18 protein-coding genes are annotated in these 16,621 nt (G+C 66.1%); 12 read left to right on the top strand and 6 right to left on the bottom strand.

Annotated elements, in window-relative coordinates; genetic code table 11:
* Positions 1-99 precede the first annotated feature (99 nt).
* The 4 genes from LH19_RS15300 to LH19_RS15285 are packed head-to-tail and all read left to right on the top strand — an operon-like array spanning position 100 to position 3,546.
* On the top strand, positions 100-846 hold the full coding sequence (locus LH19_RS15300; RefSeq protein WP_201258361.1) for a PEP-utilizing enzyme: 747 nt from the start codon (positions 100-102) through the stop codon (positions 844-846).
* On the top strand, positions 843-1,445 hold the full coding sequence (locus LH19_RS15295; protein WP_054729696.1) for a hypothetical protein: 603 nt from the start codon (positions 843-845) through the stop codon (positions 1,443-1,445). The genes LH19_RS15300 and LH19_RS15295 overlap by 4 nt, the downstream gene beginning before the upstream one ends.
* On the top strand, positions 1,442-3,160 hold the full coding sequence (locus LH19_RS15290) for a pyruvate, phosphate dikinase (protein WP_054729693.1): 1,719 nt from the start codon (positions 1,442-1,444) through the stop codon (positions 3,158-3,160). Before LH19_RS15295 ends, LH19_RS15290 begins: the two co-directional genes overlap by 4 nt.
* Positions 3,157-3,546, top strand: a complete 390-nt coding sequence (locus LH19_RS15285) for an acetyl-CoA carboxylase biotin carboxyl carrier protein subunit (RefSeq protein ID WP_054729691.1) — start codon at positions 3,157-3,159, stop codon at positions 3,544-3,546. Before LH19_RS15290 ends, LH19_RS15285 begins: the two co-directional genes overlap by 4 nt.
* Positions 3,547-3,604: 58 nt before the next feature.
* On the opposite strand, the gene LH19_RS15280 is transcribed toward LH19_RS15285, so the two are convergent.
* From LH19_RS15280 to LH19_RS15265, 4 genes are all read right to left on the bottom strand, one after another.
* Positions 3,605-4,588: a phosphotransferase family protein gene (locus LH19_RS15280; RefSeq protein ID WP_054729687.1), complete on the bottom strand. Its 984-nt coding sequence runs from the start codon at positions 4,586-4,588 to the stop codon at positions 3,605-3,607.
* 4 nt (positions 4,589-4,592) lie between these two features.
* Positions 4,593-5,795: a hypothetical protein gene (locus tag LH19_RS15275; protein ID WP_201258360.1), complete on the bottom strand. Its 1,203-nt coding sequence runs from the start codon at positions 5,793-5,795 to the stop codon at positions 4,593-4,595.
* A 20-nt stretch (positions 5,796-5,815) separates the two neighbouring features.
* On the bottom strand, positions 5,816-6,130 hold the full coding sequence (locus tag LH19_RS15270) for an EthD family reductase (RefSeq protein WP_054729681.1): 315 nt from the start codon (positions 6,128-6,130) through the stop codon (positions 5,816-5,818).
* A gap of 129 nt (positions 6,131-6,259) precedes the next feature.
* Complete coding sequence (locus tag LH19_RS15265; RefSeq protein ID WP_158514438.1) at positions 6,260-6,988, bottom strand: GntR family transcriptional regulator; 729 nt, start codon at positions 6,986-6,988, stop codon at positions 6,260-6,262.
* A 223-nt stretch (positions 6,989-7,211) separates the two neighbouring features.
* Here LH19_RS15265 and LH19_RS15260 point away from each other — a divergent pair, with 223 nt between their 5' ends.
* The 8 genes from LH19_RS15260 to LH19_RS15225 all read left to right on the top strand — a co-directional run bounded on the left by LH19_RS15260 (position 7,212) and on the right by LH19_RS15225 (position 15,317).
* A complete protein-coding gene (locus LH19_RS15260) occupies positions 7,212-9,524 on the top strand; it encodes a TonB-dependent receptor (RefSeq protein ID WP_062912970.1) in 2,313 nt (770 codons plus the stop codon).
* 168 nt (positions 9,525-9,692) lie between these two features.
* Entirely contained in the window at positions 9,693-10,433 is a 741-nt protein-coding gene (locus LH19_RS15255; protein WP_082395761.1) for a helix-turn-helix transcriptional regulator, read from the top strand.
* 107 nt (positions 10,434-10,540) lie between these two features.
* A complete protein-coding gene (locus LH19_RS15250) occupies positions 10,541-11,602 on the top strand; it encodes a zinc-binding dehydrogenase (protein ID WP_054729668.1) in 1,062 nt (353 codons plus the stop codon).
* The gene (locus LH19_RS15245; RefSeq protein ID WP_054729665.1) at positions 11,599-12,627 is read left to right on the top strand and encodes a phosphotransferase family protein; all 1,029 of its coding nucleotides are present in this window, start codon (positions 11,599-11,601) and stop codon (positions 12,625-12,627) included. Before LH19_RS15250 ends, LH19_RS15245 begins: the two co-directional genes overlap by 4 nt.
* Positions 12,624-13,031 (top strand): hypothetical protein, encoded by a 408-nt coding sequence (locus LH19_RS15240; RefSeq protein ID WP_054729662.1) that lies wholly within the window; start codon positions 12,624-12,626, stop codon positions 13,029-13,031. The genes LH19_RS15245 and LH19_RS15240 overlap by 4 nt, the downstream gene beginning before the upstream one ends.
* 24 nt (positions 13,032-13,055) lie before the next feature.
* Positions 13,056-14,168 carry a hypothetical protein gene (locus LH19_RS15235; RefSeq protein ID WP_054729659.1) on the top strand — a complete coding sequence of 371 codons (1,113 nt, stop codon included), beginning with the start codon at positions 13,056-13,058 and terminating at the stop codon, positions 14,166-14,168.
* 4 nt (positions 14,169-14,172) lie between these two features.
* The gene (locus tag LH19_RS15230; RefSeq protein WP_054729658.1) at positions 14,173-14,946 is read left to right on the top strand and encodes an SDR family NAD(P)-dependent oxidoreductase; all 774 of its coding nucleotides are present in this window, start codon (positions 14,173-14,175) and stop codon (positions 14,944-14,946) included.
* Positions 14,943-15,317, top strand: coding sequence for a limonene-1,2-epoxide hydrolase family protein (locus LH19_RS15225; protein WP_054729657.1), 375 nt, complete (start codon positions 14,943-14,945; stop codon positions 15,315-15,317). Before LH19_RS15230 ends, LH19_RS15225 begins: the two co-directional genes overlap by 4 nt.
* Positions 15,318-15,323: 6 nt before the next feature.
* Here LH19_RS15225 and LH19_RS15220 read toward each other — a convergent pair whose 3' ends face one another.
* Positions 15,324-16,121: an SDR family NAD(P)-dependent oxidoreductase gene (locus LH19_RS15220; protein WP_054729656.1), complete on the bottom strand. Its 798-nt coding sequence runs from the start codon at positions 16,119-16,121 to the stop codon at positions 15,324-15,326.
* 9 nt (positions 16,122-16,130) lie between these two features.
* Positions 16,131-16,565, bottom strand: a complete 435-nt coding sequence (locus tag LH19_RS15215; RefSeq protein WP_234715944.1) for a GFA family protein — start codon at positions 16,563-16,565, stop codon at positions 16,131-16,133.
* Between the last annotated feature and the right edge of the window lie 56 nt (positions 16,566-16,621).

Here is a 16,621-nt window from a genome sequence, read left to right as displayed (position 1 = left end):
TTGGTCAATATCGTTCGACGATTTTGCCCAATGCTTATTGACATCGCGCCGCGCTTCGGTCACCTAGCGGGCAAGCAAAACGACGTCAGGGGATGAGGGTTGGCCAAGCTGCCTATCGACAATGCACTTCATGTGAAGCCGCCGGCATCGCCGCTGGTCGAGGCGACGCTGGGGCTGGTGCAGCAACTGGTGCGCGACCGGTTTCGCGAATCGGGGCGGGACTGGGGCGCCTTCACCATGGCCGGCGCCGACGACCTGCTGACCAGGGAGGATTTTGCGGCGATCGAGGCGCGGTTGCTGGCAAGCGGGCACCGCTTCGACTGGTCGGCCAGCATTTCGGTTGCCGAACGGCCCGAAGCCTATAAATCGGCGGGCGACGATGCGGCGACCGATGCCGGTTTCGCGCATCCCGAAGCGCCGTCGGGCGAGGCCGATGGCGAGGGACGCGCGCTGCGCGGCGTCGGCGACAATGTTGTCCAGCACGCCCGGAACATCAGCGGCACGGCGCGCTATATCCGCTCGAACGACCGCGTGCTCGCCTATCTGACCGACGGCGTACCGCCGGGGACGATCGCGGTGATCGACGACAGCGGCGGGACGCTGACGGCGCCGATTATCGAACAGTTTGCAGGGGTCATCTGTGCCGGCGGCACGGTGCGCTCGCACCTCGGCATCCTGACCCGCGAATATAATATTCCGTGCCTGATGAATGCGAAGATCGCGGGGATTCGGGACGGCGACACGGTGATGATCGAGGCGAGTGCGCCCGCAAAGACCACCGAGGATTATCAGGACGGGGTCGAACGTGTCGGCCGCGTCTGGTTGCTGGAAGGAGAGGGGGCGTGAACGACCGCGACCTGGCGCTGCACGGCGCCGCGATCAAGCGCCACGCGCCCGCCAAGGCGATCGGCGAGCTGGTCGGCCTGAGCGAGGAGCGCGCCGCCGCGTTGCTGGCCGAAGCCGTCGCGACCGGCCGCGCGATCGAGGCGAAGGGTGCTTATGCGCTGACCCCGCTGGCAGGGGTTGCGCTGCAGTCGCGCTATGGCCTGCATTTCCAGCATTTGCGCGACGATGCGGGGTTTCGTTCGGCCTATGACGGGTTCGAGCGGGTCAACCGGACGCTGAAGCAGATCATCACCGACTGGCAGACGCTCGACGTCGGCGGGCAAAAGGTCGCGAACGATCATCGCGACAAGGATTATGACGCGAAGATCGTCGATCGGCTCGGCGCGCTGCACGAACAGGCCGAACCGATCCTGACGGGGCTCGCACGCGAGCTGCCGCGGCTGAAGATCTATGGCGACAAATTGCTCGCCGCTCTGGAAGCGGCCGAGGACGGCGATATCGAATGGGTCAGCGATATCCGCCGCGACTCCTATCACACCGTCTGGTTCGAGCTGCACGAGGAATTGCTACGCATCATGGGCACGGAGCGCGACGAATGAGTGGCTGGACGATCAAGCTCGACGGGTCCGAACTGCCGACCAAGGAGGCGGCGGGCGGCAAGGCCTGGTCGATCGCGCGGATGCGCGGGCTCGGCCTGCCGGTGCCGCCGGCGTTCGTGATCGGCACGAAGGCATGTCTCGCCTTTCTCGACAGCGGCGATTTTCCGGCCGGGCTAGCGGAAGAGATCGACGCCGGGCTCGCGTGGCTCGAAAGCGAAACCGGCCGCAGCTTCGGCGCGGGCGAGAAGCGGCTGTTGCTCTCGGTGCGGTCGGGCGCGGCTATCTCGATGCCCGGGATGATGGACACGGTGCTCAACCTCGGCATCGACGATGCCGGCGAAGCGGCGCTGGCGGCGGAAACGGGGCTCCCCGGCTTTGCGCGCGACACGCATCGGCGCTTCCTTGAACTTTATGCCTCGATCGTGCTCAAGGCGCCGGTCGAACTCGCAGGCGACGCCCCGCCCGGCGACTGGCGCGCGGCGGTCGAGGCGGCGGGCGGTCCGGTGCCCGCAAGCGTCCGCGACCAATTGCTCGCGACGGTGCGCGCGGTGTTCGAAAGCTGGAACACCCGCCGCGCCCGGCGCTACCGCGAGCATAACAATATCCCGCACGACCTCGGCACCGCGGTGACGATCCAGGCGATGGTGTTCGGCAATCTCGACGAGCGGAGCGGAACCGGGGTGCTGTTCAGCCGCAATCCGCTAACCGGCGAGGCCGAACCCTATGGCGAATATCTGCCGCGGGCGCAGGGCGAGGATGTCGTGTCGGGGAAATTCACCCCGCTGCCGCTCGACGCCATGGCGACGGCCGAGCCCGAGGCGCATGCCGCGCTGCTCGCCGCGAGCGATCGGCTCGAACGCGAGCATGGCGACGTGCAGGATATCGAATTCACCGTCCAGTCGGGGCAGCTCTACCTGCTCCAGTCGCGCGCGGCCAAGCGTGCACCGGCGGCGGCGGTGCGCTTTGCGGTGGACATGGTTGCCGAGGGTCGCATCGACCCCGCCACCGCGCTGTCGCGGGTGAGTGCCGAACAGGTGCGGACGCTGCTGTTGCCGCGGCTCAGCGACGGCGCGACCGATGGTGCGGCGGTGCTCGCGACGGGTGAGGGGGCTTGCCCCGGCGCGGCGACCGGCGTGCTGGTCGCCGACGCCGATGAGGCCGAACGCCGCGCCGCGGCGGGCGAGGATGTGATCCTTGTGCGCAAGACGACGAGTCCCGACGACGTCCATGGCATGATCGCGGCGCGCGCGGTGGTGACAGAGCAAGGCGGGTCGACCTCGCACGCCGCGGTGGTCAGCCGCGCGCTCGGGCGGCCGTGCGTCGTCGGGGTCGGCGACGGTGCGGTGGCGAAAGCGGGAACGGTGGTGACGGTCGATGGCGCGGGCGGGCTGGTCTATGCCGGTACGCTCGCGACCGAGGCGCCGAACGAGCAGGCCGACGCCCGGCTCCGTCAGCTTATCGAATGGGCGCGTGCGGCGAGCCCCGTTGCGGTGGTCGATTTCGCGGCCGGGCCCGACGGGTTCGACGTCGACCGCGCGCTGGCGGCGGGCGATGCGGAGGCGCTGGCGGGAGCGATTGGCGGCGCCAGCGTCGTGCGCGGCCATGCGCTCGCCAACGACGATATCGCGCGGATCGCGCGCGGCGCGGGGGCGACGACGATCGTTACCGAACCGGTGCTGCCGGTCTTGCTGACGATGATCGGGGATGCGGCATGAGCTCGACGATCGAGGAAGTCCGCGCACTGCTCGCCAGCTTTGCCGCCTCGCCCTGGCGCGACCTGCATTTCCGCAGCGGCGGCTGGTCGCTGTTCATGGCGAAGGCCGATGGCGGCGCCAATCCCATGCTGGCGCGCGCGGGGCAGGCGGTCGCCGCCGCGCTTGCGGCGGTGCGCGATGTCACCGCACCGCACCTCGGCATTTTCTCGGCGCGGGTCGCCCCGGGGGCGATGGTCGAGGCTGGAACGGTGATCGGGCGGGTCGACAAGCTCGGCGAGGCGACCGACATCGTCAGCGAGACCGCGGGCCGCGTCGCGGCAATCCTGCCGAACGACGGCGATCTCGTCGAATATGGCGCACCGCTGGTGCGATTGGAAACCGATTGAATCTTCCGTCATCGCGAGTGCGGCGAAGCAATCCTCGCCGCGCTTGCGGATGCGATCCTTATCCCGCAGCCATCGCGCGCTTCTCCAGCAGCGCCACATAGGCGGGGAGCACCCCGGCGAAAGCCTGGAAACGCGGGTCGGCGATACGGCCGCTGTTGAAGAGATAGGCGCCGACCGAGATGATCGCCGCGACCTTCGCCTGTCCCAGCACCGCATAGCGTGCGACGTCGATGGCGGTGCGGCCGGTGCCCTTTTCCCACTCGGCGATCATCCGGTCGGCTGACCACCAGCCGGGCAGGGCAAAGCCCGCGTCGGCGAGCGAGGCCTCACCCTGATCGTGGAACATCAGCACATAGCCGAGGTCGAGCAAAGGCTCCGAAATCTGGGCCATCTCCCAGTCGAGCAGCGCGGTCAGCCGTCCCTCGTGCCACAGGCAATTGCCATGTTTGGGGTCGCCGTGCACCGGGGTCGGCGCGCCGCTGGTGCGCGGCGGGCGCTTGGCCAGATCCTCGAGGATGTCGACGAGCACCGGCATCGACTCCGCGCCGCGCGCGACGTCGAGCCAGTGCTGCGCTTCCTGCTGCACCGTCCGTTCGCCCGGCGGCATCGCCCCGGCGGGCATGTTGTGCAGCGCGAGCAGGGCGTCGAACCATTGGCGGCAGACGCTTTCGGCGCCGGCGTCCGGATCGGCGGCGAGCCAGTCGGGCACCGCATATTCGAAGGCCTCGCCCGGCACCTGTCCCATCAGGAAAAATTCGTCGCCCAGGACGGACGGGTCGGTGCAGAGTTCGAGAACGGGCGGCAGCGGGACACCGGGAGCTGAGTTCGCGACCGCCGACAGCACGGCGTGCTGCCGCGCCATGTCATAGGGCGGCAGCAGGCCTTCCTCCGACGGCGGCATGCGCAGCACCTCGCCGATACCGTCGACCAGATAGGTCTCGTTCGAATGCCCCGCCGACAGCGTGGTCACCCCGGTGATACCGGCGCCGCGCGGCAGGTAATCGCGCAGGCCGGCGGCGAGCTGGTCGGTGTCGCGCGCCACCGGATCAGACGATCGAATTGGCGGCGGTCAGGCCCATGTCGGGATGTGCGCCGTGGATGATCGTTTCCATGATGCCGTAGCCGACGGCGTCGCCCTGCCGCACGCGGATCGGGCAATCGCGGAGCTGGCGGATGCGCTTCAGCGTCTCGACGTCCATCGTGTCGGGGAAATATTCGCCCTCGATCGTCAACGGGCCGTGCCACGAGCCGTGCTTGCGGCCGTCGAAGCCCAAGTAGAGGCCGGGGCCGAGGTGGACGCCGGCGGTGCCCATCACTTCGATCTCGACGCTGTGGGTGCCGCCCTGCAGCATGTCGAAATGGACGGTGCCGCCGAGCAGGCGCCGGGTCTTGTCGTCGTAGCGCAGCTCGGGGCGCACCCGCGCGACCTTTTCCTGCGTGCCGTCGGGCAGGTTGCGATAGCCCGACGAGTAGAAGATATGGCCCTGTTTCGACATATGATAGAAGTGGAAGGAGGAGCGCTCGCCGTTCGGGCTTTCGAGCATGAACGGGCTCCAGACGAGCACGAACTCGCCTTCGCCGAACTTGACGTCGCCGAAGTCGGACGAGGGGCGAACATCGGCATTGTGCGCACCGACGTCGAGCCGGGTTCCCCAGCTATGGTCGCGATATTCGGTCCATTCCTCGGGATTGACCTCGAAGCGTTCGCCCTCGATCTCGACCCAGCCCGACGGCACGCCGATCTGGTGATAGCGGACGACGTCGGAGCCGACGCGGAAGCCGTCGCGCTCGCGCTGCTTGTGGCGATCCTCGAAGAAGGGCGGCATTTCGGCGGTGAAGACGATGTCGTAGCTGATCGGCTGGGCGTCATTCTTGGCGAGCGCATAGCGGACCTTGCGCAGCGGTTCGATGATCTCGTAGGTCAGCGGGCCGACCTGGGTGATCGACGGATCGTCGCGCAGTTCGCGGTTGGCGCGCACCGTCCATTGCTCCGACCCGCGCGATACCGCCGCCCAGCCGTCGAGGACGCCGCGATTATGATAGCGGCCGAGGCCGAAATCGATGCCCATCGTCCCATCCTTGCGGACGATCGCCGACCAGATCTTCTCGGTCCAGCTCTGTTCGGAGGTCGAAACGGTCGAGAAGGTATCGACAATCTGGTGGTTCAGTACCTCGTCGAGCGCGGTGATATAGCCGATGTCGCTCATTGCGTTGCGGACATAGGGGGTGTTGGGATTGTAACCGGACATCGTCGCTCTCCTGGGTGGGTTTAGGCTGCGGCCAGTTCGCTGACCTGCAGGATGGGGGTGACATTGGTGTAATTGGGAATGTCGGCGAACAGTGCCGCGCCCTCGGCGGCGATGCCGGCGTCGAACGCGGCGCGCGACGTGAAATGCATCTCGCTGACCGCCCAGAAGGGCGGCGGCGATCCGTCGAGCGCCGCGGTGCCGACGGTGGTGCGAATGGCGGTCAGCCCGTGCGGCGCCAGCAGCGCCTGCGCGGTCCTTGCATGCGACGATTGGTAATAGCCGGCGTCGAACCGGCTACCCGGCTCGTTCGGATAAATGGCTGTGATGCACAGCATGACCCACCTCTCCCGCGGCGCGCGATTCGTCGCGGCTCGTTGAGAGGGAGCTAAACGTGTCGGACGATTTCGTCCAGTGATTTTAACGGACGCATTGCGGGCGCGTGTGACAGTTAGGCGTAAAAATCCCTAGATTTCCAACGATGGGAAGGCGTGAGACGGCAATTCGTGGATCGTTTTTCGTGTGCCGTCGAAGTGTTTTTTGACCGCGCGATCGGCTCCGGCGGGGTCGTTTTCGACGATCGCTCTGGTGATTTTTGCATAGCCCGAGGCGTGCAGCATCCGCTGTCGTTCGGTCTGGATCGTCTCGACCTGCGCGCGGAACAGGTCGGTGCGGCTGAGCGGCATCGCGCGCGCGAGTTCCATATTGCCGCCGATGTCGATCATCGCGTCATAGAATTGCCGGCGGCGATCGAGGTAGAGCCCGCGATTGCGCTCCCTCGTCGCGGTATCGATGTTCGCGGCGGCGGCCAGCATGCGGCGGCGCTGCGCCTCGGTGCCGCAATTTTCGGCGGCGAGTCGCGCGCCCAAGCGCGCCAGCGGTTCGAGCGTGTCGAGCAGGTCGAGCACCGATTTGCGGTCGAGGGTGCTGATATAGGCGCCGCGAAAGCGGTTGAGGGTGACGATCCCGGCGGCGGCGAGATGCTTGAGCGCTTCGCGCAAGGACCCCCGGCTGATGCCGAGCCGGCGCGTCAGGTCGGGTTCCAGCAGGTGCTGTCCGGGCACGAATGACCCCGACCTTATGCCCTGCAAGATCGATTCCGAAACGCGGTCGGCGGCGCTGGCGACCGATCCGTCGCTTGCCGTCTTTGCCTCCGTCGCCTCGTCCGCCGCCGCACTTTTTCGTGCCGTTTTCATATTTGTCGCCATTTCGGTTCCTGCCCCTGATTGCCCCGCATGTAACTTATGCGGCGCCTGTCGTCCATCATATGTGTTCGAAACCGTCTTACGCTGTCATCACACGAAATCGTCGAACGATATTGACGGATGTCCGTCAATGTGAAATGAAGGCGTCCGGCGGGGCGTCCTCGCCGGGAGACGGACTCGCGAAAATGCGGGCCGCAACGGGAGGAGAGGATCGATGGGTTCCATGCGTGTCGCCATTTCAATCGGCTGTTCGATGCTGGCATTGGGGGCTGCGCCGGCTGCCGCCTATGGCCAGGAAGCGGGTCCGGCCGCGCCCGCGGCGAGCGGGTTCGACGGCAACGAGATCATCGTTACCGCGAACAAGCGCGAGGAATCGATCAACCGCGTCGGGCTGACGATCAAGGCGGTCGGCGCGGACGACCTCAGCGAACGCCAGATCACCTCCGCCGCCGATATCGCACAGGCGGTCCCCGGCCTCAGCTACACCAACAGCGCGAACAACACGCCGGTCTTCACATTGCGCGGCGTCGGCTTTTACGACACCTCGCTCGGCTCCTATCCCACCGCGAGCGTCTATCTCGACCAGGTGCCGCTGCCGTTCCCGGTCCTGACCACGCTGACCGCATTCGACCTCGAGCGCATCGAGGTGCTGAAAGGGCCGCAGGGCACGCTGTTCGGCCAGAATTCCACCGGCGGCGCGATCAACTATATCGCCGCCAAGCCCACTGCCGATTTCGAGGCGGGGGTCGAGGCGAGCTATGGCCGCTTCAACCATTTTATCGGCAATGCCTATATCAGCGGCCCGCTGAGCGAGACGCTCCGTGCCCGCCTCGCCATTCGCGGCGCGCGCAGCGGGCCCTGGCAGAAAAGCTATACCCGTGACGACGAAAACGGCCGCGTCCGCGAACTCGCGGGCCGCTTCCTGCTCGACTGGGAGCCGAGCGACACCATGAGCTTCCAGCTCAACATCAACGGCTGGCAGGACAAGAGCGACCCGCTCGCGGTGCAATATCTCGCCTTCAACGAACAGGCGGTGTCGAACACCCAGATTGTCCGCGACTATCCGCGATCGCCACTGAATTCGCGCTCCGCCGACTGGTCGACCGACAACGGCATGTTCATCAACCGCAAGTTAGCGCAGGCGTCGCTGCGCGGCGATATCGAGCTGGGCGGCGGGCTGACGTTGACCTCGATTTCGGCGTACAGCCGGTTCAACCAGCGCGGCGCCCTCGACCAGGACGGGATGAACCTGCAGGACATCGACCTGCGCGCCTTTGCGGGGCGCATCCGCAGCCTGTCGCAGGAATTGCGGATCGCCAACGATCCCGCCAGCCGCGTCCGGTTCATCGTCGGCGGCAATTACAGCCGCGACAAGGTCTATTACATCGAGAACCTGCTCTATGGGGACTCGTCGGCCTTTTACAATTTCGGGATCACGACCAGCGAGAATTACAGCGACCAGCGGATGCGCAACCTTGCCGCCTTCGGCAATGTCGAGTTCGACATCGGCGACAAGCTGACCGTCAAGGGCGGCATCCGCTACACCGATGCGCGGCGCAGCGCCACCATCTGTAACCGCGATGGCGGCGACGGCCTGACTTCGGCGCTGTTCACCTTCTTCTCGCGCCTGCTGTCCGGCGACCCGACCCGGCCGGCGCTGGGCCCGACCGACTGTTTCGTGCTCGACGAGAATTTCTTCAACGGGCCGGAGTTCAAGAGCCAGCTCAACGAGGACAATATCTCGTGGCGCGCGGGCGTCGATTTCAAGCCGTCGAGCGACCTCTTACTCTATGCCAACGTGTCCAAGGGGTACAAGGCGGGGACCTTCGGCAACATCAACGCCTCGTCGACCGCGCAGTTCACGCCGGCGGTCCAGGAATCGATCCTCAATTACGAAGGCGGTTTCAAGGCGCAGTTCGCCGATCGCCGCGTGTCGCTGAACGGTGCGGTCTTCTATATGGACTATCGCAACAAGCAGCTGCGCTCGAAACTGATCGATGCCACCTTCGGCATTCTCGATGCGATCATCAACATCCCGAAATCGCATCTTCAGGGGTTCGAGCTGGAACTGCAGGCACGGCCGACGCAGGGGTTGAGCGTCGGGGCGGCGCTGACTTATGTCGACTCCGAAATCGATCGCTACACCGGCGTCAATGCCGGCGGCGTTACCGCCGACTTTGCGGGTACGCGGGTGCCCTTCACGCCGAAGTGGCAGGCCGCGACGAACATGCGCGCCGACATTCCGCTCAGCAGCGGGCTGAACCTGTTCGGCGGCGTCCAGCTCACCTATCGCAGCGCGACCAACGCGATCGTCGGCGAAACGCCGCTGTACAAGATCGACGATTATGCGCTGCTCGACCTGCAATTGGGGATCGAGGAGCCCGACGGCCGCTGGAAAGCGACGCTGTGGGGCAAGAATGTGACCGGCACCTATTACTGGACCAACGTCGTGGCGGGACAGGATACCGTCGTCCGCTATGCGGCAAAACCGGCGACCTATGGCGTGACGCTCGGTTATCGCTTCTGACGGTTCGTCGCGGCGGACGCAAAGGGGAGGCCGGGTCCCCTTTGCGTCCGTCGTCCGCCAGCCTGTGGACTCCTGTCGCGCGGTCATGGTAGGACGAAATCGTTCAAAGAAGCTTTGAACGGGACGACGCGGCAAAAGCCGCGCGTGAAGGGAGAGGAGCGAGGAAACATGCTGGTTTCACGCGATATTGCGGCCCGGGCCGACCAGATGATCGCATCGTGCGGTCTCGACAGTCTGTCGATCTTCTTTTCGGCGCAGTCACAGGGCGCGACCGACCTGACCTATTTGTTCCACCATGGCGTTTCCGAAGAGGCGCAGCATGCGTACAAGGACGGCCGGGTGTTCGAGGAAGACCCCTTCACACGGGTGATCGATCGCACCGACCGTTGCGGCCGGATGATCCGCTGGGGCGAGGACCGGCTCGACCGCGTCGCCGACGGTGCGACCGAATATCGCCAGTTCATCAACTGCCATTCGGTCGATGTCGTCGGTGCCTGGGTGCAACAGGTGCTACCCGATTTCTACCTGCTGATCGGCGCGCATTGCCACCCGGACGGGCACCGCAAATCGGACGTTGCGCACGGGTTGCTCGAACGGGAAAGCGCGGCGATTTCGCAGATGGTCGTCAGCCAGCTGTTCGAGGAGATCCTGGCGGGTGCCGGGGGCCGCGGCACGTTGCAGGCCGCGCTCTCCGACAGCGGACCCGCCGCTGGCGGCGTCGCGGCGAAACTGTCGTCGCGTGAGTTGCAGATCGCCCAGCTCATCGGTGCGGGAAAGCAGAACAAGCAGGTCGCCTTCATCGCCGGTATCTCCGAATTCACCGTCGAAAACCACCTCCGGCGCATCTATCGCAAGCTCGATGTCCATAATCGCGCCGCGATGACCGCCAAGATTTTCGGCGGGCATTGAGGGCAATAGCGGGTTTCCGTCACTGGCGATGACGCGCGCCGGACCATAGCCTCTTTCCATGATCCGCAGCGCCTTTCGGGAATGCGGACGATTGGGAATGGAAGTCTATGAAGGCCATGGTCCTCGATGGCGGCACGCTCGCCCTGACCGATATCGCCGAGCCGGTGCCCGGCGCCGGGCAATTGCTGACCCGCCCGCTCGTGTGCGGGGTGTGCGGCAGCGACCTGCATGCCAAGGATCATAGCGATCATCTGTGCAACCTGCTCCACCGCGCGGGTTTCCGCGGTTTCATGGACCCCGCGAAGCCGGTCGTGTTGGGGCATGAATATTGCTGCGAGGTCCTCGAAGCCTCGAACGGGTTCGAGCGCGGTCAACGCGTCGTTGCGCAGCCCTTCATCGCCGGGCCCGACGGAGTCGAACTGATCGGCTATTCGAACCGCTTCAACGGTGCGTTCGCCGAACAGATGCTGCTCCAGGCCGATGCGGCCTTCGCGGTGCCCGATCATGTGTCGACCGATATCGCGGCGCTGACCGAACCGCTGTCGGTCGCCGTCCACGCGGTCGCCGAAAGCGGCGCCGATGCGAGCTGCGCCTTTGCCGTCTTCGGTTGCGGCCCGGTGGGATTGTTCGTGATCAGGCGGCTGAAGGCGCTCGGCTTCGGGCCGGTGCTGGCCATCGAACCCAATGCGGCGCGGCGCGAGATGGCGGCGCGGTTGGGTGCCGACGCCGTGCTCGCGCCCGGCGATGCGGCGGGCGAGGGGTGGTGGAACGACCTTGGCCTGCCGCTCGGCCTGTCGGACGCGATGGCGCAGGCGCCCGAGCTGAAGAAGCGCGAGCGGGCGATCCTGTTCGACTGCGTTGGTAAGCCCGGCATGCTGATGGCGATCGGCGCCGCGGCGCCGGTGGGCGCGACGATCACCGTCGTCGGCACGTGCATGGAAACCGACCCGATCGAGCCCGCCTTCTTCCTGCAAAAGGCGCTGCAACTGCGCTTTGTCTTTGCCTATTCGCCCGCCGATTTCGCCGATGCCTTTGCGATGATCTCGGCCGACCCCGACAGCCTTGCGCCGATGGTAACGGGAACGGTCGGCCTTGCCGACGTCGATCGCGCCTTTGCGTCGCTGTCGGGCGGCGGATCCGACATCAAGTTGATGGTGACACCGACATGAAAGCGCTGACCGAAGCCGACATGACCGCCTATCTGCAGGCGCGTTTCCCCGACTGGCAGGATGTCCGGATCGAGGGGCTGCACCGGCTGCCGCTCGGCGCCTCCCGCGAGACCTACCGGTTCGATCTGTCCTATCGCGACGGTGCCGGGGCGCGCAGCGACCGGCTGATCCTGCGCCGCGACCCGCCGGTCAGCAATGTCGATAGCGACCGCAACCATGAATATAGTTCGTACCGCGCGATCCATGGTCATGGCATTCCGGTGCCGCGGATGATCTTGCTCGAGGAAGACCCTGGCCCGATGGGCGGTGCGATCTCGATCGCCGAGGATATGCGGGGGTATCACAACAGCGAATATCAGCTTCAGGAACCCGTCTGGCAGGACAAGCTGCCCCATATCGCCGAGCAGATGTGGGGCACGATGGGGCGCCTCGCCGCGGTGCCGGTCGAAAAACTCGATCTGGAGTTCATGACCCCCGCGACGCCCGAGAGCACGGCGATGCAGGAACTCGATTTCTGGGAAGCGACGCTCGACAAGAATGATGTCGGTCCCGAGCCGGTCACCCGCGCCGCGATCCGCTGGCTCCGCCGCAATCCGCCGGCGCCGGCGCAGAAGCTGGCGATGGTCCATGGTGATTTTCGCGCCGGCAACTTCCTGTACGACGATGAGGGCAATCTGGTCGCGGTGCTCGACTGGGAAATGGCGCATCGCGGCGATCCTCTGGAGGATCTGGCGTGGAGCCTCGCGCGCGTTTTTTCCTTCGGCAAGGACGACCGGCGCAGCGGCATCGCGCCGCGCGCGGATGCGATCCGTATCTGGGAGGCGGCGAGCGGGCTCACCGCCGATCCCGAGGCCTTGCACTGGTGGGAACTGCTCAATTGCGTGAAGGGGCAGGGCATCTGGAATAGCTGTGCCCACGCCTGGACGACGACGAGCGGCGAGCGCGAGGTGATCCACGCCTATGCCGCCTGGTGGCTGCGCAATGCGCAGGATCGCGCGATCCTCGAACTGATGGGGCATTTATGAAACCGTCGATCCCGGTCGCCGCGAGCGACCTTGCCGCGCGGCTGCGCGCCGAAATCGTCCCCGAACTCACCGGCTTTCGCGCCAATAATGTCGCGATGGGATCGGCGATGATCGACATGATCGCCGAAGAGTTCGACCGCGCCGCGGCGCGATTGTTTGAAGAGAATGCGGCGGTGCGCGCGCTGTTGCAGTGTGGGGGCGTCGCGATGGCGGCGCCTGCGAAGCCCGACCTTCGCGTCTCGGCGCTCGAAGCCGAGAACGACCGCCTGCGCGCTGCGCTCATCGACTTGCAGGCGGCGCTCGAAGACCGCGACGATGACGAAGCGCGCGCGCTCGATGCCGATATCTGGCGCGAACTCGCATGCTCGGTCGAGCGCCGCCGCGTCGCCTCCGCCAATTTCTGACCCCTCCCCATATTGGAGATACACATGCTGACCGCCGCCGACGATTTCGCGATCCACCAGACGCCCGAGCCGATCGCCTATTCGGGCACCGACCGCAATTTCTATGACCGTTACTGGTTCAACGGTTACGAGCCCGACGGCTCGCTGTTCTTCCTGGCCGGCATGGGCATTTATCCGCACCTCAATATCATCGACTGCGGCATTTCGATCCAGGTCGACGGGGTGCAGCATTGCCTGCGCGGCAGCCGCGTCCTGACCGACCGCATGGACACGTCGGTCGGCCCGATCCGCATCGAGGTGGTCGAACCGCTCCAGAAGCTCCGCATTGTCGTCGACGAGCATGACGGTATCGCCGCCGACATCACGATCACCGGCCGCGCCTTTCCGATCGAGGAACCGCGCTTCATGCGCCGCGTCGGCACCAAGGGCTTCCTCGACTACACGCGCCTGACGCAGAACGGCCACTGGACCGGCTGGATCAGCATCGACGGCAAACGCATCGATTTGAGCCCGCGCTGCACGGGCACCCGCGACCGGTCGTGGGGCACGCGTCCGATCGGCATGTCGGACCCGCAGCCCAATCCGCTGGCGGGCGAGCAGGGCTATTTCTGGCAATGGACGCCGCTCAATTTCAAGGACAAGAGCTTCTTCTTCCACATCGCCGCCGAACCGAGCGGGCATGTGTGGAACAAAAGGTCGGTGCTCTGCCCCGACGGCACCGGCCCCGAATCCTTCCTCGAAACCGAAAATGCCGAGATGGAAACGGTGCTCGAACCGGGCACGCTGTGGCCCAAAAGTGGCGTGCTGACCGTCGATTACGGCACCGGCCCCTACCGGCTGGAATTCGAACCTTTCCACCGGATGCAGATGAAGGGCATCGGCTATTTCCACAGCGAATGGTTCCACGGCAATTACCATGGCGCGCTGCGCGTCGAGCGCGAGGATTTCGCGGTCGCCGATCTCGATCCGAAAAAGCTGGAGAATTTGCACGTCCAGCGGCTGTCGCGGGTCCGGATGACGGCGCCCGACGGCACGGTCGAGGAAACGATCGGGACGTTCGAACAGGCGATCCTCGGCGCCTATGCGCCGCTGGGCGTCGAGAGCGCGATGGACATCACGCGCTGGGACAAGGACTGATCCGATGGGAAAATTGAGCGGCAGGGCGGCGATCGTCACCGGCGGCACCGACGGGATCGGCTACGCCATCGTCAGCCGGCTGCTCGACGACGGGGCGAAAGTGCTGTTCTGCGGCCGGACGCAGGCGCGGGGCGACGAGGCGCTGCGGCGCCTCGCCAACCCGGACGCGCATTTCATGGCGACCGACGTCGGCGAAGAGGGCGATGTCGAGGCGCTGATCGCGCATGCGGTCGAACTGTTCGGCGGTCTCGACATCCTGGTCAACAACGCGGCGGTTGCCGCCGTCGCGCTGATCCACGAGCATAGCACCGAGGATTGGCGGCGCAGCAATGCGGTCAATTATGACTCGGTCTTCTTCTCCTCGCGCGCCGCGATCCCGCACCTGCGCAAGACGAAGGGCACGATCATCAACATCGCGTCGATTTCGGGGCTCGGCGGCGAGGGGGCCTATCCCTCCTATTCGGCCCAGAAGGGGGCGGTCATCCAGCTGACGCGGGCGATGGCGGTCTATCATGCGCGCGAGGGCGTGCGGATCAACGCCATCTGTCCGGGGTTCATCGAGACCCCGGCCACCGACGCGTTCAAGGCGCTGCCCGACCTGCTCGACCGCTGGATCAAGGAAATCCCGGCCCAGCGCCCGGGGCGGCCGGAAGAGATCGCGAACCTGACCGCCTTCCTCGCCTCCGAAGAGGCGGGTTTCATGTTCGGGTCGATCGTCGTCGCCGACGGCGGCGTCAGCGCCGGTTCGGGCCAGCCGACGCAGGTTCCGCTCGGGTGACGGCGGGGCCGGTCGCGGTGGTCGAGGCGCTGGTGGCGGCGTTCAACCGCCGCGATGCCATGGCCATCGCCGGATTACTCGCCGACGATGTCGTGTGCGCGGGTATCCCGCTCGAACCGGCGCATGGCCGCGCGGCGACGATGGAGATGCTGGCGCCCTTTCTAGCGGCCGAGGCCATCGACTGGCGCATTCTCGCCATCGCGGCGAACGGCAATATCGTCTTCACCGAACGCGACGACCGGTTCCGCTTTACGGGGCAGGGCTGGACGTCGGTGCGCGCGGCCGGGATTTTCGAGATCGACGGCAACGGCCGTATCGCCGCCTGGCGCGATTATTTCGACCTTGCCGAACTCGAACGCGCGATGCCCTGACGCCGGTCAGGCGGCGGTATAGCCGCCGTCGGCGATAAATTCGGAGCCGGTGATGAAGTCGGCGGCGTCGCTGGCGAGGAAGGCGATCAACGGCGCGATGTCGTTGGCATCGCCGAGCCGGCCCATCGGGATCAGCTTCGTCCATGCCGCCAGCGCAGCCTCGGGGGTGAGCGGATTGCCGTCGGCGTCGGTCGGCGGATCCCAATTGGCCCCGAGGTTGGTTGCGACCGGTCCCGGCAGCACGGTGTTGACCCGTATGCCCGTCCCGGCCAGCTCGATGGCCACCGCCTTGCCGAGCCCGCGCACCGCGCCCTTGGTCGCGCTATACGCCGCGAACTGCGCGCCGCCGACCTTGCCATAGACCGAAGAGATGTTGACGATCGACGTGGTTCCCGCGCCCGTGGCGATTGCGGCGCGCATCAGCGGCAACGCGCCCTGCATCCCCATGTAGATGCCCTCGACATTGATCGCCATCTGCCGCCGCAGAATGTCGATCCCGGCGTCGGCAAAGGGTTTGGACATCATGATGCCGGCGTTGTTGACGAGGATATCGAGCCGGCCGAATGCCGCGCCCGCCTGCCCGAATACCGCGTGCCATGCGTCGGCGCTGGTGACGTCATGGGTGGCGGTCAGCACATCGCCGCCGAGTTCGGCGGCAAACGCCTCCAGCCCGGCGGTATCGATATCGGTCAGCAGCAGCCGCGCGCCCAGCGCATGAAACAGCGTCGCCGTCTGGCGGCCGATGCCCGACGCGGCGCCGGTGATGACGGCGACCTTGCCGTCCAGGTTCAGGATTGCGCTCATTCGATTGTCCTAGATGTTCGATCCGGCATGGCGTTCGGTTCCGGCCAGCGCCGGCAGGAAGGGCAGGGCGCGGTCGCAATAGACTTCGATCGCAGGATGGAGCCCGCGGGGATCGTCGAGTGTCCCTGCCTTGATCAGCATGATGCCCGGCATCGGCTCGATCGTCGACAGGATCGGCGATCCGCAGGCGGGGCAAAAAACGCGCGCGACCGTCCGGCCGCTGTCGCTGCTGTCGTGAAAGGTCCGGGTTTCGCCCTGCAGGTCGAAATCCGCTTCGGCCACTGCTGCGACGATCCCGAAAGCGCTGCCCGACTGCCGCTGGCAGTTGCGGCAATGACAAATGGCGGTGAGCAAAGGCGCACCGCCGAAACTGTAACGAACGCTGCCGCAGAGGCAGCCGCCGGTCGTGCGTTCGGATGTCGGCTTGTCGGTCGTCATATTCATCGGTTGTTGCACGGGAACGGCAACCGGCGGGACCCGAAGACCCCGCCGGCCACTCC

The sequence above is a fragment of the Sphingopyxis macrogoltabida genome (assembly GCF_001314325.1).
Lineage (GTDB): Bacteria > Pseudomonadota > Alphaproteobacteria > Sphingomonadales > Sphingomonadaceae > Sphingopyxis > Sphingopyxis macrogoltabida.
The sequence above is the reverse complement of the archived record's forward strand: the minus strand, read 5'-3'. Positions and strand labels throughout refer to the sequence as shown.